Below are 15846 nucleotides of genomic sequence, written 5' to 3'. Positions count from 1 at the left end.
TCCGTGGGGGGTGTGGGGCGGCGCGGGGGCGTCGCATGTACGTCTTGCACCTATTCTCGAAGCCTGAGACCCGGAGTTGCGTGCCTCTTGATTTTCAAGGCCAGTGCCTCGGAACCCCCTGTGATTCCAGCGGATTTTCCAGGAGATGGGTCGGAAAACACTTCAAAAGGGCTTTGAGCGTCCGCGGAGGCTGCCAGCGTCGGTGAGCGGCCCTACCTTGGGCGGCATGAGCGCGCCGCCCCGGAGATTGAACCTGGACTGGGTGCTGCCTTCGCTGGCGGTGGGGGGCCACTTCCCCATCGATACGGCGGAGCACCTCGCGGGGGCGCTGGGCATCCGCTGCGTGGTGGACGTGCGGGTGGAGGCCTGTGACGACGAGCACGTCCTGCGCGAGCACGGCATCACCTTGTTGCACCTGCCCACCGAGGACCTCCGGGCCATCCGTGGCGACCGGCTGGATGACGGCGTCGCGTGGGTGACGGACCAGCTGGCCCAGGGCCACAAAGTCTATATCCACTGTGAGCACGGGGTGGGGCGCAGCGCGCTGCTCGCCTTGTGCGTCCTGGTGGCGCTGGGGCACCCGCCGCTGGAGGCGCTGTCCCTGGCGAAGCGGCGGCGCTGGCAGGTGTCGCCCAGCACGGAGCAGCTGCGCACCTTCATGGCGTGGGCGGACGCCTGGCGCAAGCGTCACGCGGTGACGTGGGCTGTGCCCACGCTGGAAGCGCTGGCCGCGATTGCGCACAGCCACCTGACCCAGCCGCCGCCCTCTTCCCGTGGGAATGAGGACTGAGGGAGCGCCGTGATGCTGGTGTCCGGAGAACATCCGCGAGAGGTGGACCCGACCGCGGAGGCGCGTGCGCTGGCCAGCGCCTGGTGGGAGGTGGACGCGCTGCCTCCGGGCCTGACGCGTCACACGGCGCTGGTGTCGCTGCTCATCCGCGCGGGGGAGTGGGCGCAGGGCGTCCTGGACGCGGAGCAGGTGGTCCAGCAGGGTGAGGACGGCGACACGGTGCTGGCGCGGGCCTGTGAGTCCACGCTGCTGGCGCTGGGCCACGCGGTGGTGGCGTCCTGGACGGACGGCTTCCGCGCGGACCTGTCTCAGGTGGGCAGCGCGCTGGAGACGCTGGGCGGACTGGGGCTGCCGCCGCGGGTGCGGTGCAAGGTGCCTCGGGGGTATGCGCTTCAAGGCCTCTACCCGGAGAGCTACCTGGCGTCGGCGCGGGCGCTGCCGAAGCAGGGCGGTCCCTGGCGCGTCGTGGGCATTCGCGGCATCGGCACGGGGCTGGCGGGCGTGGTGGCCGCGGCGCTGGGCACCCAGGCGGTGTGCTTCGTCCGGCCTCGCGGGCATCCCTACCGGCGCACGTTGTCGCTGTCACCCGAGCGGACCGCGCAGTGGGTGGACGAGGCACGCGCGGGCTACCGCTTCGTGGTGGTGGACGAGGGGCCGGGGCGGTCCGGCTCGTCGTTCGGCGCGGTGGCCGAGTTCCTGGAGGCGCATGGCGTGGCGCCCTCGTCCCTGTACTTCCTGCCGGGCCACGGCGGTGACGTGGGACCTCACGCGACGCCGAGGCACCGGGAGCTGTGGCGCCGCGCCCAGCGTGGCGTGGTGGACTTCGAGTCGGTGATGGTGACGCCGGCCGAGCCCTCCCATTCGCTTGCGAGCTGGGTGGAGGACGTGACGGGCAAGGCGACCGCGCCGCTGGAGGACCTGGGCGCGGGTGGCTGGCGGAAGCACCTGCTGCACGACCTGCCGAAGGCGGCGTGGCCCCCGGTGCACCGTTGGCGTGAGCGCCGCAAGTACCTGCTGCGCGCGGGCGGCCGGCCGTGGCTGCTGAAGTTCGCGGGCCTGGGGGCCTATGGCGCGCGCGCCTATCTCCAGACGCGGGTGTTGGCGGACGCGGGCTTGGGTGTGCCTGTCTCGGGGCTCAAGCACGGCTTCCTGGTGCAGCCGTGGCTGGAGGAGGCGCGCCCCCTGAGCACGGTGGAGCGCGGTGGAGACCGCTGGGAGCTGGTGGCGCGCGTGGGGGCGTACCTGGGCTTCCGCTCGCGTCACTTCGGCCGGGTGGAGGATGGGTGCGGCGCCTCCTCGCGCGAGCTGTGGGAGATGGCCCGCTACAACACGGAGGTCGCGCTGGGCCGCGAGGTGGCGCAGGCGCTCCATGTGTGGATTCCCCGGCTGGGCGCGCTGGAGCGGATGGTGCGCCGGACGGTGACGGACAACCGGATGCATGCGTGGGAGTGGCTGGTGTTGCCCGGTGGCCGCGTGCTCAAGGCGGATGCGGTGGACCACCACCGGGCGCATGACCTGGTGGGCTGCCAGGACCTGTCCTGGGATTTGGCGGGCGCGGCGGTGGAGCTGTCGCTGGACGCGGAGGAGCTGGCCGCGCTCTGCGCCGTGGTGGAGCGCCACAAGGGCCGGCTCCCGCCCCTGGAGTTGCTGCGCTTCCACCGGCAGGCCTACCTGGCCTTCCAACTGGGGGACCATGCGCTGGCCGCCGCGTCCTACGACGCACACGCGCCGGACGAGGCGGCCCGGCTGCGGCATGCCGCGGCTCGCTACGCGGAGCTGCTGCGTCGTGAGCTGGCCCCGGCCAGCAGCCGTCCACGGACGGGCGGAGTGGGTGTGGGCGCGCAGATGTAATGACGGGCAATCCCCTCGTTACTGTCGCCCCCCGACATCTGGCGGCCCGCGGATGCCGAGGCGCTTGAAGCGGGCCAGGGCTCCGCGCATGGTGCCGGGGTGAGCTCCATTCCACATCCTGACTTCACGGCCGCGCGCTTCTCCCACTGTCCGGACGCGCGCTTCCAGCCGGCGCCCGCGGACGGCGTGTTGCCGGAGGGCTTCTTCACCACGACGAACCTGCCCACCTACGTGCGCGTGGGCGGCGCGTGGCGCATGCCTCGCGAGCCGCGCATGGACGGGGCGCTGGTGCTGGATGCGCAGGGCGAGCTGTGGATTCGCGAAGGCCGTCGCGTGCGTGCGGGCGAGCGCGTGGTGGTGGGCTTCGCGGAGGACGGCAGCGAAGGCGTGTACGTGAACACCGCCTACCTCGCGGGTGAAGGCGAGGGCGAGTTCAAGTTCATGACGAGCGCGGTGTCCCGAGAGAAGCCCATCGACTACGCGCACATGGCCCGGGTGCTGGTGGACGAGCGCGAGCGCGGGGGCTACCCCATCTGGGTGACGGGGCCGGCGCTGGTGCATTCGCGGGCGCGCGCGGACATGACGTGGTTCGTCGCCCATGGCTTCGTGGGCGCGCTGCTGGCGGGCAACGCGGTGGCGGTGCACGACATTGAAGCCTCCATCTTCGGCACCACGCTGGGGATGAGCGGCTCGGGCGAGGCCACCTCGGGCGGCCACGGGCTGCACATGCGCGCCATCAACAAGGTGCGGGCGGCGGGCTCCATCGCCAAGGCGGTGGACGCTGGGGTGATTACCAACGGCATCATGCACGCGTGTGTGGTGCATGGCGTGCCCTTCGTGCTGACGGGCTCCATCCGTGACGACGGGCCGCTGCCGGACGTGGTGACGGACAACCTGGAGGCGCAGGTGGCCATGCGCGAGCACGCGGTGAAGGCCACCATGGCGGTGATGATCGCCACGGCGCTGCACGCCATCGCCACCGGCAACATGCTGCCGGCGTTCGTCACGGAGCAGGACGGCTCGCTGCGGGAGCTGCCCACCATCTGCGTGGACTCGTCCGAGTTCGTGGTGAGCAAGCTGAAGGACCGCGGCACGCACCAGGCCTTCGGCGTGGTGACGAACGCGCAGGACTTCATGCACGTCCTGCGGCTGTACGTGGAGCGGGATTTGGCGGCGCGCGGGCTGCCGGTGCCGAAGTAGCGGGCGCCTCCCGGCCGCGACGGCGGGCCTGGCACCGGTGGCCAGGCTCGCGTCGGTGCCTCCACGTCAGAACGACTCTTCCGGGACCTCCATCAGGTCCAGGTTGCCGTGCTCCACCATGCGGGCGGCGTGGGCGACGCCGGGCAGCACCTCGTGGCAGAACCAGCGGGCGCTGGCGAGCTTGCCCACGTAGAAGGCGTGGTCCCCGGGGTTGCTCTTCATGCGCTCCTGCGCGACCTCCGCGTGGCGCACCAGCAGCCAGCCGATGACGACCTCCGCGACGGCGGCCAGCACGCGGTTGCCCTGCAGGCCCACGTGGTAGACGGACTCGCCCAGCTTGCCCATCAGCGTGCCCAGCATCGTCTCCAGGTCGCCCAGCGCGCGGCCCAGCGCGGCGCGCTCGGCCTCCAGCGCCTCGCCAGTGCGCTCGGCCGTCTCGCGAATCTGGGACAGCAGGCCCTGGAGCGTCGCGCCGCCGTCACGCGCCACCTTGCGCATGAGCAGGTCGAGCGCCTGGATGTGCGTGGTGCCCTCGTAGAGCGTGTCGATTTTCTGGTCCCGGATGTACTGCTCCACCGGGTAGTCCTGCAGGTAGCCGGAGCCGCCGTGGACCTGGAGCGACAGCGCCAGCAGCTCGTAGGCCTTCTCCGAGCAGTAGCCCTTCACCAGCGGCAGCAGCATGTCGTTGAGCGTGTCCAGCTCGCCCGCCTCGGTGGCGCGGTGGCCGCCCTTGCGCTCCACGCCGTCCTGGATGAACGCGGTGTAGAGACACAACGCGCGCATGCCCTCCGCGTGGGCCTTCTGCGCCATCAGCATGCGGCGCACGTCGGGGTGGCGGAAGATGGGCACGCGCGGCGCCGTCTTGTCCCGGGCCTGCATCAGGTCCGCGCCCTGGAGGCGGTCCTTGGAGAAGGCCAGCGCGCGGCCGTAGCCGGCGGACAGCGTGGCCATGGACTTCACGCCCACCGCCATGCGGGCCTGCTCGATGATGTAGAACATCTGCCGGATGCCGTCGTGGACCTCGCCCAGCAGCAGGCCGCGGCAGGGCTTCCCGTCGCCGAAGGTCATCTCACAGGTGACGGAGCCCTTCAGCCCCATCTTCTTCTCCAGCTTGGTGCACACCACGCCGTTGGCTTCACCCAGGCTGCCGTCCTCGTTCACCCAGTACTTGGGAACGACGAACAGCGACAGGCCCTTGGTGCCCGGCGCCGCGCCCTCCGGACGCGCCAGCACCATGTGGATGATGTTCTCGGACATGTCCGAGTCACCGTTGGTGATGAAGCGCTTCACCCCTTCGATTTCCCAGACGTCGTCGGAGACGCGGCGGGCCTTGGTGCGGGCGGCGCCCACGTCACTGCCGGCGTCGGGCTCGGTGAGCACCATGGAGCCGCCCCAGCGGCGGTCCAGCATGTGCGGCAGGAAGCGCTGCTTCTGCGCGTCCGTGCCCAGCCGGTCGATGATGCGCGCCAGCAGGTTGCCCAGCGTGTAGAAGGCCAGCGAGGAGTTGGCGCCCACCAGCAGCTCGAACGCGGCCCAGCCCAGGGAGGGCGGCGCGCCCATGCCGCCCAGGTGCGGCGGCTGCTCCAGCAGGTGCATGCCCGCGTCGAAGAAGGCATTCATCGCCTTCTTGAGTCCCGGCGGCAGCGTCACCTCGCCATTCTCGAGCTTCGGCGGGTTGTGCTCCGGCTCCTCGTAGCTCTGGGCCAGCTCGTTGACGCTGAGCTGGGCGAACATCTGGAGCATCTGGCGCGCGGCCGTCTCGTCCAGGTCGCCAAACGGTGCGTGGCCCAGCGAGGCTCGGCCGATATCGAGGAACTCGAAGAGGTTGAACTCGATATCGCGCAGGTTGGGGACGTAGTGGTTCGAAGACGACATCTCGGGCTCCTCGCGGGTGTGGGGCCGCGAGGCTAACCCGAGATTGATTCGCGAGTCAGTGACTCTTGAGCTGCAGGGTGGGCACCGCGCCCTCGCCGAGGACGAGGTGCACCTGGCCCACCTTGGACGCGAGGTCCTTGTAGGCCTCCAGCTCCTTGAGGCGCACCAGCAGCGGGTTCTCCGCCAGCACCTTGGCGGTCTGCGCCATGGAGCGGGTGGCGGCCGTCTCCTCGCGCCGCAGGATGACGTTGGCCTCCGCTTCCTTCTGCGCCTGGATGACGCGGTTGAGCAGCTCCTTCATCTCACCCGGGAGGACGACGTCCTTGATGCCGAAGCGCAGCAGCTCCAGGCCCACCGTGTTCGCGCGGTCCTTCACCTGGGTGAAGAGGCTTTCGGCCACGGCTTCGCGCGAGGCGAGCAGTTCGTCCAGCGTGCGCTCCGACACGGCCTCGCGCGCGGCCAGCTGCATGGCCAGGTAGAGGACGTCATCCGGCGCGCGGGACACGACGGCGAGCCGGCGCGCGTCCGAGACACGGAAGGCCGCTGACAGGTTGAGGCGCAGCGTGACGCGGTCCTTCGTCATCACCTCCTGACCGGTGACGTGGAGCAGGCGCTCGCGCAGGTCGATGACGGCCAGTTGCACCTTGTGGGCGACGGTCCACGCGGCGTGGCGGCCCGGGGGAAGCTCGGCGTCCAGTACGCCCTCCACGTAGCGGAGCACGACGGTGCCTTCGGTGGCGGTGGCCTCCGTGTAGTCGCTGGCGGGGACCAGGGCGCGCACGTCGTCACGCAGCGGCGCCGTGGCGACACCCGAGGTGTCCACGCGCTCCACGCGCACGGTGGGCGCGCCGGGCGTCAGTTGACGGCTGGGAAGGCGCTCCACCGTCCACACCTGGTGCAGGCCTCGGCCGAGCCACCGCACGGGGCGGCCCTTGTGGAAGAGGATGGCGCGCTCGTCGGCGCTCAGCTCCACGACCTGCAGGTCCGTCTCCGGCACGAGGGCCAGGAGGGCCGGGTCGAGCTGGGCGAGCGGCTGCTCGGTGTTCGCGCGCACCAGCCGCACCTTCTGGAAGGGGTGGACCAGCCAGTACCGGCCGGGGACGAGGTATCGCTTCGGCTTCTCGTCCACCAGCACGAAGGCCCGTTCGTTCTGCCCGACATCCACACGCATGATGCTCATCGCGCACCTCCTTTCCCCCTCCGGGGGAGCTTGAAGAACCGGGACGTTTCCGTGCGCGTTGTCGCGCGTGTCCCGGGCACTGCTGAAAAGTGAGGGCCCCACCGTTCACGGACGGATGAGCGCGGACTGCCTGTCCTGGCCGCTTCCTGGCAACTCGCGCCGCGTGCCGGGCAGCTTCCGCGGACGGCGGCAGGGGCCTCCGCTGACGGCGCGGAAGGGGGCCTGTCGCCCTGGCGGAAAGCCGGGCATTGCGGTGGGAGGAGTGGGAAGCGGTGGACCCGCGCTCACGTCAGTTCGCGGCGGAACCCTCTGGATTGAACGAAGGAATCGAACCTTCTCCGCAGGATTGGGACCTGTGCTCTACCAGTGAGCGAGTTCGGAGCAGGCGCGGCTGGCGCCTGCTCCCTGTTGGACCTGACGGAGGCCCGGCCGGGCGGTCCGACGCGAGGAAACCACTGCGAGCGATGGACCCGGGGACGCCCCCTCTGGACCGTGGGCGCAGCGCACCCACGTCAAGAGCAGGGAGCCCGGGGACAGCCCCGTGACACCTCTGGATTCCGCCGGGGCTGAGCGACGGGACGCGGCGGCTGGCCTGACAGTGGGGAGCGCGTCTAAAGATTCTCCTGGAGGTCTACTCCGAGTATCCCATCCCCCCAGTTGATTGGCATCACGCCCTGACCATGCGAGAGACCATCGAATTCAGAATCGCCGAGCGCGATGCTCGCATGCACCTCGACCCCGGGCTGGGGGTCTCGCACGAACGGTTGCGGGAAACAATCCGTTCGACCTCGACGAGGATGACGCGTTCCGATGCCCGCTAGGGCACATCGCGGGGCTCAATCAAACCTCGGAGTTGTACGTTGAACGGGCCAGCCCCGACGACGCCGACGTTGCGGTGACCGATAAACTGTTCGGCGATCGGCGCGGTGAGCTGAGGCCGCCCACTTCGTGTGAAGGGGCGGCCGTTCTTCGCGCGACTCACTTCACGTCGTCAGCGTCCTGGGGCACCAGCGGGATGGGCGCCTTCGCCGTCTGCTGCGCGGGCGTCGCCAGGATGGCCTCCTCCGGCTCGGTGGGCAGGAAGGAAGGCTCAGGCTTCCTCTGCGTGCACTCGGCCGCGGTCCGGACGCCGGGCCGCTTCTTCCCCGAGGACGCTCGCGACGGATTCGCCTTCGCCAGCGTCGCCGAAGACAGCTCGCACATGGGCGGCGTGTCCGTGTCGATGATGGGCTTCATCACCCTCGGCGGTGGCGCGGTCCGTGTCCCCTGGGACGACGAGCTCCGCCGCGCCGAAGACGACACGTCACCCCGGAGCGCCGCGTCGCTGCGCTGCGTGGTGTCGGTCTGCGTGTTCGCCAGTCCTTCGCTGCTGGACGTGGAGGTGGCTGTCGCCACCGCCGAGGGCGCGGGCTTCTTCGCAGCTTCCCCCAGCGCCTCCGCGAGCAGGTTGTTGCTCTCGTGCATCTGGTCGCGCGCCCGCTCCATGCTGGCGTCGTGACGCGTGAGCTGCTCCGTGAGGGTGGCCTGGTGCTGGTTGCGCTCCTTCTCGATGCTCGCCTTCAGCGTGTCCCGCTCCCGCGCCACCTCGCTCAGTCGCTGCTCCAGCGCGCCCTTCTCCGTGTTCAGGATGGTCTCCGCTCGGGCCATGCAGGCCGTGAGGACCTTCTCCTCGGACTCCCGCTCCGGCAGGGGCTCGCTCCGGTTCCACGCCACCAGCGCGCTGCTCTGCCAGCGATAGTCCGTGTGCATCACGCACTCTTGCACCAGTCGCGTGAGCCGGTCCTCGGACCAGACGGGCACGGGCCGAGCGCAGGGCCCCACTTCCTCCTTGAGCGTGGAGGGAAAGGCCCGGGTCTGCTTCACCCAGCAACCATCCCGCTGCTCCATCCGCACTGACGTACACGCGCTCGCCACCATCGCGAGCGACACCGCAGCCACAAGCCTCATGTCTCCCTCCGTCCCCTGCGCCCACCGGCCCGCGCTTCTCCGCGGGACGGTAGGAACGGCACGGAGCCGCGCCCATGTCCGTGAACCCTGGCGCCGTGTGGGAACGTCCGGGGACGGACCTTCATCGGCAGGCAGGCGAGCGCGGGACGACCCACCACGGTGTGTTGGCCAACGCTCCTGACGGCGCGAGCGAGGCACTGTCACGATGCTCGCGCCTGCCCGGCTGCCCTCCGTCGCGGCTTCAGCGGAGCAGCGCTTCCGTGTGGCTCAGCAGCTCCGGCCCACCAGGCTTTCCGTGCCCCGGGACCACTACTCGCGCTTCGGGAAACCGCTGTCGCGTCCGCGAGAGGCTCGCGGGCCAGGCCACCACGTCCGCGTCCTCCACGTTGCCCAGGTTCGTCGCGGCGCCGTCCTTCACGAAGCAGCCGCCGAACAGCACACCGCTGTCCTTGTGCCACACGACGATGTTGTCCTTCGCGTGGCCGGCCCCTGGAAAGAAGAGCTCCAGGGGGCCCACCGTGCGCGCCTCGGCGAAGGCCTCCGTGGGGCCCGGCCGGCCCAGGGACGTGGCAATCCGTGCCGTCTCCTCCAAGCCATGGACGGCGATGCCATGCGGGACGAGCGCCGGAACACCGCCGAGGCGATCCTCATGGAAGTGCGTCACCACCGCCGTGCGGACCGGACGCCGGAGCGTGTCCCGGGCCCAGTCGAGCAGCAGCGCGCCCTGCCGTGCATTCCAGCCCGTGTCGACCAGCACGGACGTCTCACCGTCCTCGATGATGAGCCCGTTGGTGGAGACGCGGCCGTATGGCTCCAACGTCACCACCGTGACGTGCAACCACACGCCAGGCGCGAGCTTCCGCACGCTCACGTCATCCGCCAGCACGTACTCGTCCGGACCCTGGGATTGCGCCTCCCCGGGGAGGTTCCGCTCCACCGCCGCGGCGGGCGTGGTTCGGGCGCAGGCGGTGCTCAGCGTGAGCAGGGCACTGGCGCAAAGCCAGCGAGGGGGAAGAAGCGTCATCGTCAAGAGACCTCGGCGGCGATGCCGCGTCGGGGTGGAGGGATTCGAGCGGCACACCGAGGCGGGCCTGGGACCTGGCGCGGTGTGCCCCGGTTGGACCGAATCAGTGCGCCTCGGAGAGATGGGAGGTGGCGAGCCAGCCCTTGCCGTCGAACCGATAGATCCAGGTGGCATTCCCCTCACCCCAATCGACCAGTCCCTGTCCCGGAGGCAGGGACGCGTCATTGGAGACGTAGCGCTGAAGGCAGCTCAACTTGCGCGGCAGCGTCTGGACTTCCCGCGGGTGCCCGCCCCGCGTGAAGAGCACCCGCACGGGGACGGACCGGTTGCACGAGTATCCCTCGCCCGGAAAGGCATAGTCCTGCTCTCCGTCCTGGTCGAAGTCACCCGGCACGCAAGGCCATCCGTTCTCTTGCAGGGCGTCCAGGTCCACGCCGATCTCCACGAGGTGGGGCGCTGCGTCTCCGACGGTGCCCTTGCACAGGCACCGGAAGTTCGTCTCCGGGTCGCAGCCCTCATCCACGAGCGCCACCGCGACCCGTTGCGGCGTCGCCTCGCCACGGAGGGGTGCTTCCGCACAACCCACTGCCAGCAGAAACGCCCCGATGCAGGTCCAACGCAGCTGAATCACGTGTCGATGCCTCCTGAGAGGGTGCCAGTGCAAGCCCCGTGCACACCTTGGAATGGCCGGTTCGTGGCCCTCAGGTAACGAAAGTGCGGTCCCAAAGCCACACGCTCAGCGCCGCTCCACCTCCCACCAGCCGAACCACATGGTCCGCTGCTCCGTGAGCTGGACCCAGCCGGGCGCGTGCGCGTACGCGCGAGGGAGCAACCCCGCCGCCGTGACGGCCCGAGCGGTCTCCTCGAACGAGTACAGGTGCAGCGTCACCGCCGGCCCCGCCGTCTGAATGGGTTGCACCAGCGCTTCGTGCCCCTCCAACCCCGGTCGCCGCTCCAGCACGGTGAAGAGCAGCTTGCCGCCCGGCTCCAGGGCCTCCGCGAGGTGCTTCAGCACGCGCGGCAGGTCATCGCAGAAGTCCAGGCAGCCGATGGCGAGCGCGACGGTGAAGCGGCCCCACTCGGAAGGAATCGGCTGGTGGTAGCTGTGCGCATGCCACGCGCCACCGGGCCTCGCTGTCCGGGCCAGCGCCAGCATGTCCTCGGAGAGGTCGGTGCCGACCACGGCGATGGAGGCGTCCAGTCCCCGGGTGTGAAGTCCCGGCCCGCACCCCACGTCGAGCACGCGGGCACCGGGCGCCACCACCGCCGCGAGGAAGCGCTCCACCCGCTCCTCGTACCGGTGCAGGGCGGGGAAGAGCGCCTCGTAGGCCGAGGCAATCTCCCCGTACACCTGCTTCACGCCCGCTTCCTGTGCATCCCGCGACACGGTTCCTCCGGCTCGTGCGAGCAGCCTGGCGGCGGACCTGCTTCATTCCGGCACCGGCATGTGGCACCCGCCGAGGAAGGCCTCGGTGGGGAACCCTAGAGGGGCATATGCGGCCCCGCAGGGCAACCCGCTCTCGGACGCGTGAGGCCGGAGTTCCCCATCCTCGTAGGGTTCACGAGAAGCCCGTGGGAGACGGACGGTAGCGTGTGCCCTGGCAAGGTGGAGTTGGGGAGGGGCAGAAGGGGCTGGGCGGCCCCTCTTCCCCCCTCCCTCCCCTCAACGGGATCCACGTCCCCTTATGGCGCCCAATTTCACTCAAGCGCATGATTCATGAATTAATGAAAAATGATCCTGAATGAAAATTCGTATGTAACTATCTGAAAATACTTAGTAAATTTAAGTTCCTTACATGTGGATCTTCTATTATTTTCAATCTAGATCAATTTTCATTATGGCGTGAAGGAGGGACATCAGTGAAAATGGCCGTTGAGCTCTGCCTACCCGCATTGCTGGTGCCCTGGGTGGCTCCTCGGCCCTGGCTCAAGTTGCGGAGTGCCAGCCGTGCCTGCTTGAAGTTGGGTGAACGGGAGATCCACCTCAGGTTGGTAGATGCCCCGACCCGGATGCCCACGGATCACCTGCTGCACTGGCTCCATGCAGATGCGACTTCCTGGGGGCCTGACGATTCCGTACGAATGGTGACGGTCGTTGTCGCCGCGTTTCTCAGCAGCGGCCTGCGAGAAGCCCTCGAGCGTGAAGGCTTCTCTTATCTCGACGCGAGGGGTCACCTCCATCTCCTCTCGCCAGGAGGGGTCATCCATCTGGAGGGGGCGGAACGCTCCTCCAAGAAGGCCGAGACAGGCCAACTCGGCGTGCACGGAGTCCGGGTCGTCCAGGTGCTCCTGGCGCAAGAAGCGGCCGTTTCTGTTTCGGAGCTTGCGAAGCAGGCGAATGCCTCCGTGGGGCAAGCGCACCGGGTGCTCACGCTGCTTGAGAAACAAGGGCTGGTGCGCTCATCGGGCCGGGGCCCCCAGAAGAGACGTGATGTGAGAGAGCGGACCTTGTTGCTCGACTGGCTTGAGCAGCAACCTCCCGCCACGCGTCGGGAGCCCTCTCTCGACGTGGCGCTGTATGCGCGCCGTCCCGAGGAGCTCTGGCTCAAGACAAGCACAAAACTCTCAACGGCGGGGGTCGGGCATGCCCTCACGGGTGCCGCCGCCGCAGGGCTCTACGGTGTCGGTCCGACGTCCGTCCCCATCTCGCTCATTCGCATCTCGCCGGAGGTCAGCCTGGCTCAGGCCGCCGCCCTGATGGGAGCGGAGGTGACCGAGCGGGGGGCGAACCTCGCGCTGTTGAAGGACACCGGCGGCGTAGGGTGCTGGGGCGCGAAGGAGAAGGACGGCATTCAGGTTGCTCCGGCGGTCCGAGTCTATCTCGATGCCCGTTCGGCGCGTCGTGGCGAGGACATTGCCAGGCAGTTCCGCGAGGTCGCCCTTGGCTACTGACGGTGGCAGCTACGGGGAATACGACCCGGCGATTCGTTCGGGGTTGCTGGCGGAGGCCGTGCGGGTGGTGCGGTCGTTCAGTTTCGCCGGAGCCCACGTTGTGGTGGTGGGTGGGCTCGTTCCCTCCCTGCTCGTGCCCCAGCCCGAAGCGGGACTCGAGCCCCATGTCGGAACCAATGACCTCGACCTCTGCCTGCGCATGGCGCTCGTCGACGGGGATGTCGGGAGCTACGAGCGCCTGGAGACAAGCCTCAAGGTCGCGGGCTTCGTGATGATGAGCGGGGTGAGCTGGCGTTGGAAAGGAGGCGTCAGCCTGCCGCTGACGGTGGAGTTCTTCTGTCCGCCCAAGGAGGGGCGTGAAATCGGACGGCTCTATCGTCCCGGCGGTGTGGTGGGCGGAAAGCTCTCCGCCGTGGTTCTGGCCATGGGAGGCCTGGTGGACCTGGATGCGCGAGACATCGAGGTCGAAGTCAATCTACCTGGAGATGGCGGAAAGACGCGCCAGCCCCTGAAGGTGGTCGGCCCGGCGGGCTATCTCGCCGCGAAAGCGGATGCACTGCGGCGGCGCAACAAACCCAAGGACGCGTACGACATCGTCTGGCTGGCGGAGTGCTGGCCCGGCGGGCAGGCCGGCCTGGCGCCGGTCATCCGCGAGAGTTCCATCTTCAACGACCCACTCTTCAAGGATTCACTGCGCACCCTGCGGCAGGAGTTCGCGGACATTGAGGCCGAGGGGGCGAAGAAGTACGCCCGCTTCTTCAACGGGTCAGGCAGGGACATGGACCAACTCGCTCGTCGCGCGGTTGGCGCCATCCAGCAGTTGCTCCAGGAGCTGACCGCCTTCATGCAAGTCGGATAACTGCCCTCGGAGGAGGGGCAATGACCTCTCCGAGGGAGCCGACTTACGTGATGTTTCGGAATCGGGTTGGCATGCAGCGCCTGCCTCAGTCTGTGACCTGCCGGAACACCGCGAGCGAGCGGCCGATGAGCTCGAACGTCGCACCCTTCACCGGCTCCGGTCCCCGGTTGTCGTCGGTGGTGCAGAGCTCCAGCTCCCATCGCTGGCCCTGCGCGGCGGGCGGCAGCTTGTATGTCACCGGCTCATGGTGCGAGTTGAGCAGCACCAGCAGCGCGTCACCGATGATGCGCTGCCCTCGCTCGTCCGGCGTGGGGATGGCGTCGCCGCCCAGGAGGAACGCCAGCGAGCGCACGAAGTGCTTCTCCCAGTCCTCCGCCTTCATCTCCGAGCCATCCGGCCGGAACCACGTCAGGTCCTTGTGCTCGGAGTCCCACAGGTGCTGGCCCTTGAAGAAGCGGCGGCGCTGGAGCACCGGCTGGCGGTGGCGGAAGTGGACGAGCTTGCGGGTGAACTCCAGCAGCTTCTGACGCCGCTCATCCAGGTTCCAGTCCACCCACGACAGCTCATTGTCCTGGCAGTAGGCGTTGTTGTTACCGCCCTGCGTGCGGCCCATCTCATCACCCGCGACAATCATCGGGATGCCGGTGGACAGGAAGAGCGAGGCCAGCAGGTTGCGCTTCTGCCGCTCGCGCAGGGCGACGACGTCCGCGTTGTCCGTCTCACCCTCCACGCCGCAGTTCCACGACTGGTTGTCGTCCGCGCCGTCGCGGTTGTGCTCGCCGTTGGCCTCGTTGTGCTTGTGGCTGTACGTCACCAGGTCGTGCAGCGTGAAGCCGTCATGCGCGGTGACGAAGTTGATGCTCGCCTGGGGCCGCCGGCGCGCCTCCGCGTACAGGTCCGCGTTGCCAGTGAGCCGGTAGCCCATCTCACTGGCGAGGTTCTCGTCACCCTTCCAGTAGCGGCGCAGCGCGTCCCGGTACTTGCCGTTCCACTCGCGCCAGGGCGGAGGGAAGCCGCCCACCTGGTAGCCGCCGAGGCCCACGTCCCAGGGCTCGGCGATGAGCTTCACGCGGCCGAGCACCGGGTCCTGGTGGAGAATCTGGAACAGCGCCGCGTTGCGGTCGAACGCGCCTTCACCCGCGCGGCCCAGCACCGTGGCGAGGTCGAAGCGGAACCCGTCCACATGCATCTCCGTCACCCAGTAGCGGAGGCTGTCGATGATGAGCCGCGCCGCCTGCGGGTTGGACGCGTTGACGCTGTTGCCGCACCCGGTGAAGTCCAGGTAGTGCCGCCCGTCCGGCATCAGCCAGTAGTAGCTCGCGTTGTCGATGCCCTTGAGCGACAGCGTGGGCCCCAGGTGGTTGCCCTCGCAGGTGTGGTTGTAGACGACGTCGAGGATGACCTCGATGCCCGCGGCGTGCAGGTCCCTCACCATCGCCTTGAACTCGGCGACGGCGGCGCCGGGCGTCTTGCGGCTGGCGTAGTACTGCTCCGGCGCGAAGTACCCCAGCGTGTTGTAGCCCCAGAAGTTGGACAGCTTCTTGTCGTCGAGGAACGAGTCGTCCGCGAAGGCATGCACCGGCAGCAGCTCCACCGACGTGACGCCCAGCTTCTGCAGGTGCTCGATGACGGGCGGGCAGGCCAGGCCCGCGTAGGTGCCGCGCAGGTGTTCGGGCACGCCGGGGTGGCGCATGGTGAGGCCGCGCACGTGGGCCTCGTACAGCACCGTCTTGCGCCAGCTGATGTCCGGGCGCCGGTCATTGCCCCAGTCGAAGAAGTCGCTCACCACCACGGACTTGGGGACCCCCGCCGCGCTGTCGCGTTCGTCGCGCGCCAGGTCCTGCTGCTCGTGCCCCAGCGGATAGCCGAACACCGGCTGGCGCCAGTCCACGTCCCCGTAGAGCGCCTTGGCGTAGGGGTCCACCAGCAGCTTGTGCGGATTGCAGCGGTGGCCCTTCGTGGGCTCATACGGGCCATGAACGCGCAGCCCGTAGAGCGTGCCCGGCTCCAGGCCCGGCACGTAGCCGTGGTGCACGAAGTCCGTGGACTCCGACAGGTCGAACCGCTCGATTTCGCGCGTCGGGTCCGTAGGGTCGAACAGGCAGACCTCCACGCGGGTCGCGACCTGGGAGTAGACGGCGAAGTTGACCCCTGAACCATCGAAGGTGGCGCCACGCGGCCAGGGCTTGCCCGGCCAGACTTCCCTACTCATTGCAGGCTCTCGATTC

At 69.0% G+C, this 15846-nt stretch carries 12 protein-coding genes; 5 read left to right on the top strand and 7 right to left on the bottom strand.

Annotation, left to right across the window (positions count from 1 at the left end; genetic code table 11):
* Window positions 1-145: 145 nt before the first annotated feature.
* From HV826_RS25345 to HV826_RS25335, 3 genes are all read left to right on the top strand, one after another.
* The gene (locus HV826_RS25345) at window positions 146-790 is read left to right on the top strand and encodes a dual specificity protein phosphatase family protein (protein WP_176419549.1); all 645 of its coding nucleotides are present in this window, start codon (window positions 146-148) and stop codon (window positions 788-790) included.
* Window positions 791-802: 12 nt separating this feature from the next.
* On the top strand, window positions 803-2641 hold the full coding sequence (locus HV826_RS36730; RefSeq protein WP_217917388.1) for a hypothetical protein: 1839 nt from the start codon (window positions 803-805) through the stop codon (window positions 2639-2641).
* Between the two features lie 99 nt (window positions 2642-2740).
* Complete coding sequence (locus HV826_RS25335; RefSeq protein WP_176419548.1) at window positions 2741-3841, top strand: hypothetical protein; 1101 nt, start codon at window positions 2741-2743, stop codon at window positions 3839-3841.
* A 66-nt stretch (window positions 3842-3907) separates the two neighbouring features.
* Here the strand turns inward: HV826_RS25335 and HV826_RS25330 are convergent, their stop codons facing one another.
* The 6 genes from HV826_RS25330 to HV826_RS25305 form a co-directional block, all read right to left on the bottom strand.
* Window positions 3908-5716, bottom strand: a complete 1809-nt coding sequence (locus HV826_RS25330; RefSeq protein ID WP_176419547.1) for an acyl-CoA dehydrogenase — start codon at window positions 5714-5716, stop codon at window positions 3908-3910.
* Window positions 5717-5771: 55 nt separating this feature from the next.
* On the bottom strand, window positions 5772-6896 hold the full coding sequence (locus HV826_RS25325) for a slipin family protein (RefSeq protein ID WP_176419546.1): 1125 nt from the start codon (window positions 6894-6896) through the stop codon (window positions 5772-5774).
* Between the two features lie 978 nt (window positions 6897-7874).
* The gene (locus tag HV826_RS25320; protein ID WP_255217400.1) at window positions 7875-8843 is read right to left on the bottom strand and encodes a hypothetical protein; all 969 of its coding nucleotides are present in this window, start codon (window positions 8841-8843) and stop codon (window positions 7875-7877) included.
* 241 nt (window positions 8844-9084) lie between these two features.
* Window positions 9085-9867 carry a subclass B1 metallo-beta-lactamase gene (gene bla / locus HV826_RS25315; protein ID WP_176419545.1) on the bottom strand — a complete coding sequence of 261 codons (783 nt, stop codon included), beginning with the start codon at window positions 9865-9867 and terminating at the stop codon, window positions 9085-9087.
* 103 nt (window positions 9868-9970) lie between these two features.
* Entirely contained in the window at window positions 9971-10498 is a 528-nt protein-coding gene (locus tag HV826_RS25310) for a hypothetical protein (RefSeq protein ID WP_176419544.1), read from the bottom strand.
* Between the two features lie 105 nt (window positions 10499-10603).
* A complete protein-coding gene (locus HV826_RS25305) occupies window positions 10604-11254 on the bottom strand; it encodes a class I SAM-dependent methyltransferase (RefSeq protein WP_176419543.1) in 651 nt (216 codons plus the stop codon).
* 695 nt (window positions 11255-11949) lie between these two features.
* Between HV826_RS25305 and HV826_RS25300 the strand changes: the two genes are divergently transcribed.
* Together HV826_RS25300 and HV826_RS25295 are read left to right on the top strand one after the other, a co-directional pair.
* Window positions 11950-12759 (top strand): helix-turn-helix domain-containing protein, encoded by an 810-nt coding sequence (locus tag HV826_RS25300; protein WP_176419542.1) that lies wholly within the window; start codon window positions 11950-11952, stop codon window positions 12757-12759.
* Window positions 12749-13618: a nucleotidyl transferase AbiEii/AbiGii toxin family protein gene (locus tag HV826_RS25295; protein ID WP_176419541.1), complete on the top strand. Its 870-nt coding sequence runs from the start codon at window positions 12749-12751 to the stop codon at window positions 13616-13618. Before HV826_RS25300 ends, HV826_RS25295 begins: the two co-directional genes overlap by 11 nt.
* An 85-nt stretch (window positions 13619-13703) precedes the next feature.
* Here the strand turns inward: HV826_RS25295 and glgX are convergent, their stop codons facing one another.
* Window positions 13704-15830: a glycogen debranching protein GlgX gene (glgX, locus tag HV826_RS25290; RefSeq protein WP_176419540.1), complete on the bottom strand. Its 2127-nt coding sequence runs from the start codon at window positions 15828-15830 to the stop codon at window positions 13704-13706.
* Window positions 15831-15846: the final 16 nt, after the last annotated feature.

It is taken from the genome of Myxococcus sp. AM010 (genome assembly GCF_013372585.1).
Lineage (GTDB): Bacteria > Myxococcota > Myxococcia > Myxococcales > Myxococcaceae > Myxococcus > Myxococcus vastator.
Note: the sequence above shows the minus strand (reverse complement) of the source record. Positions and strands in the feature narration are given on the sequence as shown.

Excerpts from the sequence above, each read along its gene's own strand:
- HV826_RS25345 (WP_176419549.1), top strand. The coding sequence starts at position 146 with ATGGGTCGGAAAACACTTCAAAAGGGCTTTGAGCGTCCGCGGAGGCTG.
- HV826_RS36730 (WP_217917388.1), top strand. The coding sequence starts at position 803 with ATGCTGGTGTCCGGAGAACATCCGCGAGAGGTGGACCCGACCGCGGAG.
- HV826_RS25330 (WP_176419547.1), bottom strand. The coding sequence starts at position 5,716 with ATGTCGTCTTCGAACCACTACGTCCCCAACCTGCGCGATATCGAGTTC.
- HV826_RS25325 (WP_176419546.1), bottom strand. The coding sequence starts at position 6,896 with ATGAGCATCATGCGTGTGGATGTCGGGCAGAACGAACGGGCCTTCGTG.
- HV826_RS25320 (WP_255217400.1), bottom strand. The coding sequence starts at position 8,843 with ATGAGGCTTGTGGCTGCGGTGTCGCTCGCGATGGTGGCGAGCGCGTGT.
- bla (WP_176419545.1), bottom strand. The coding sequence starts at position 9,867 with ATGACGCTTCTTCCCCCTCGCTGGCTTTGCGCCAGTGCCCTGCTCACG.
- HV826_RS25300 (WP_176419542.1), top strand. The coding sequence starts at position 11,950 with ATGGTGACGGTCGTTGTCGCCGCGTTTCTCAGCAGCGGCCTGCGAGAA.
- glgX (WP_176419540.1), bottom strand. The coding sequence starts at position 15,830 with ATGAGTAGGGAAGTCTGGCCGGGCAAGCCCTGGCCGCGTGGCGCCACC.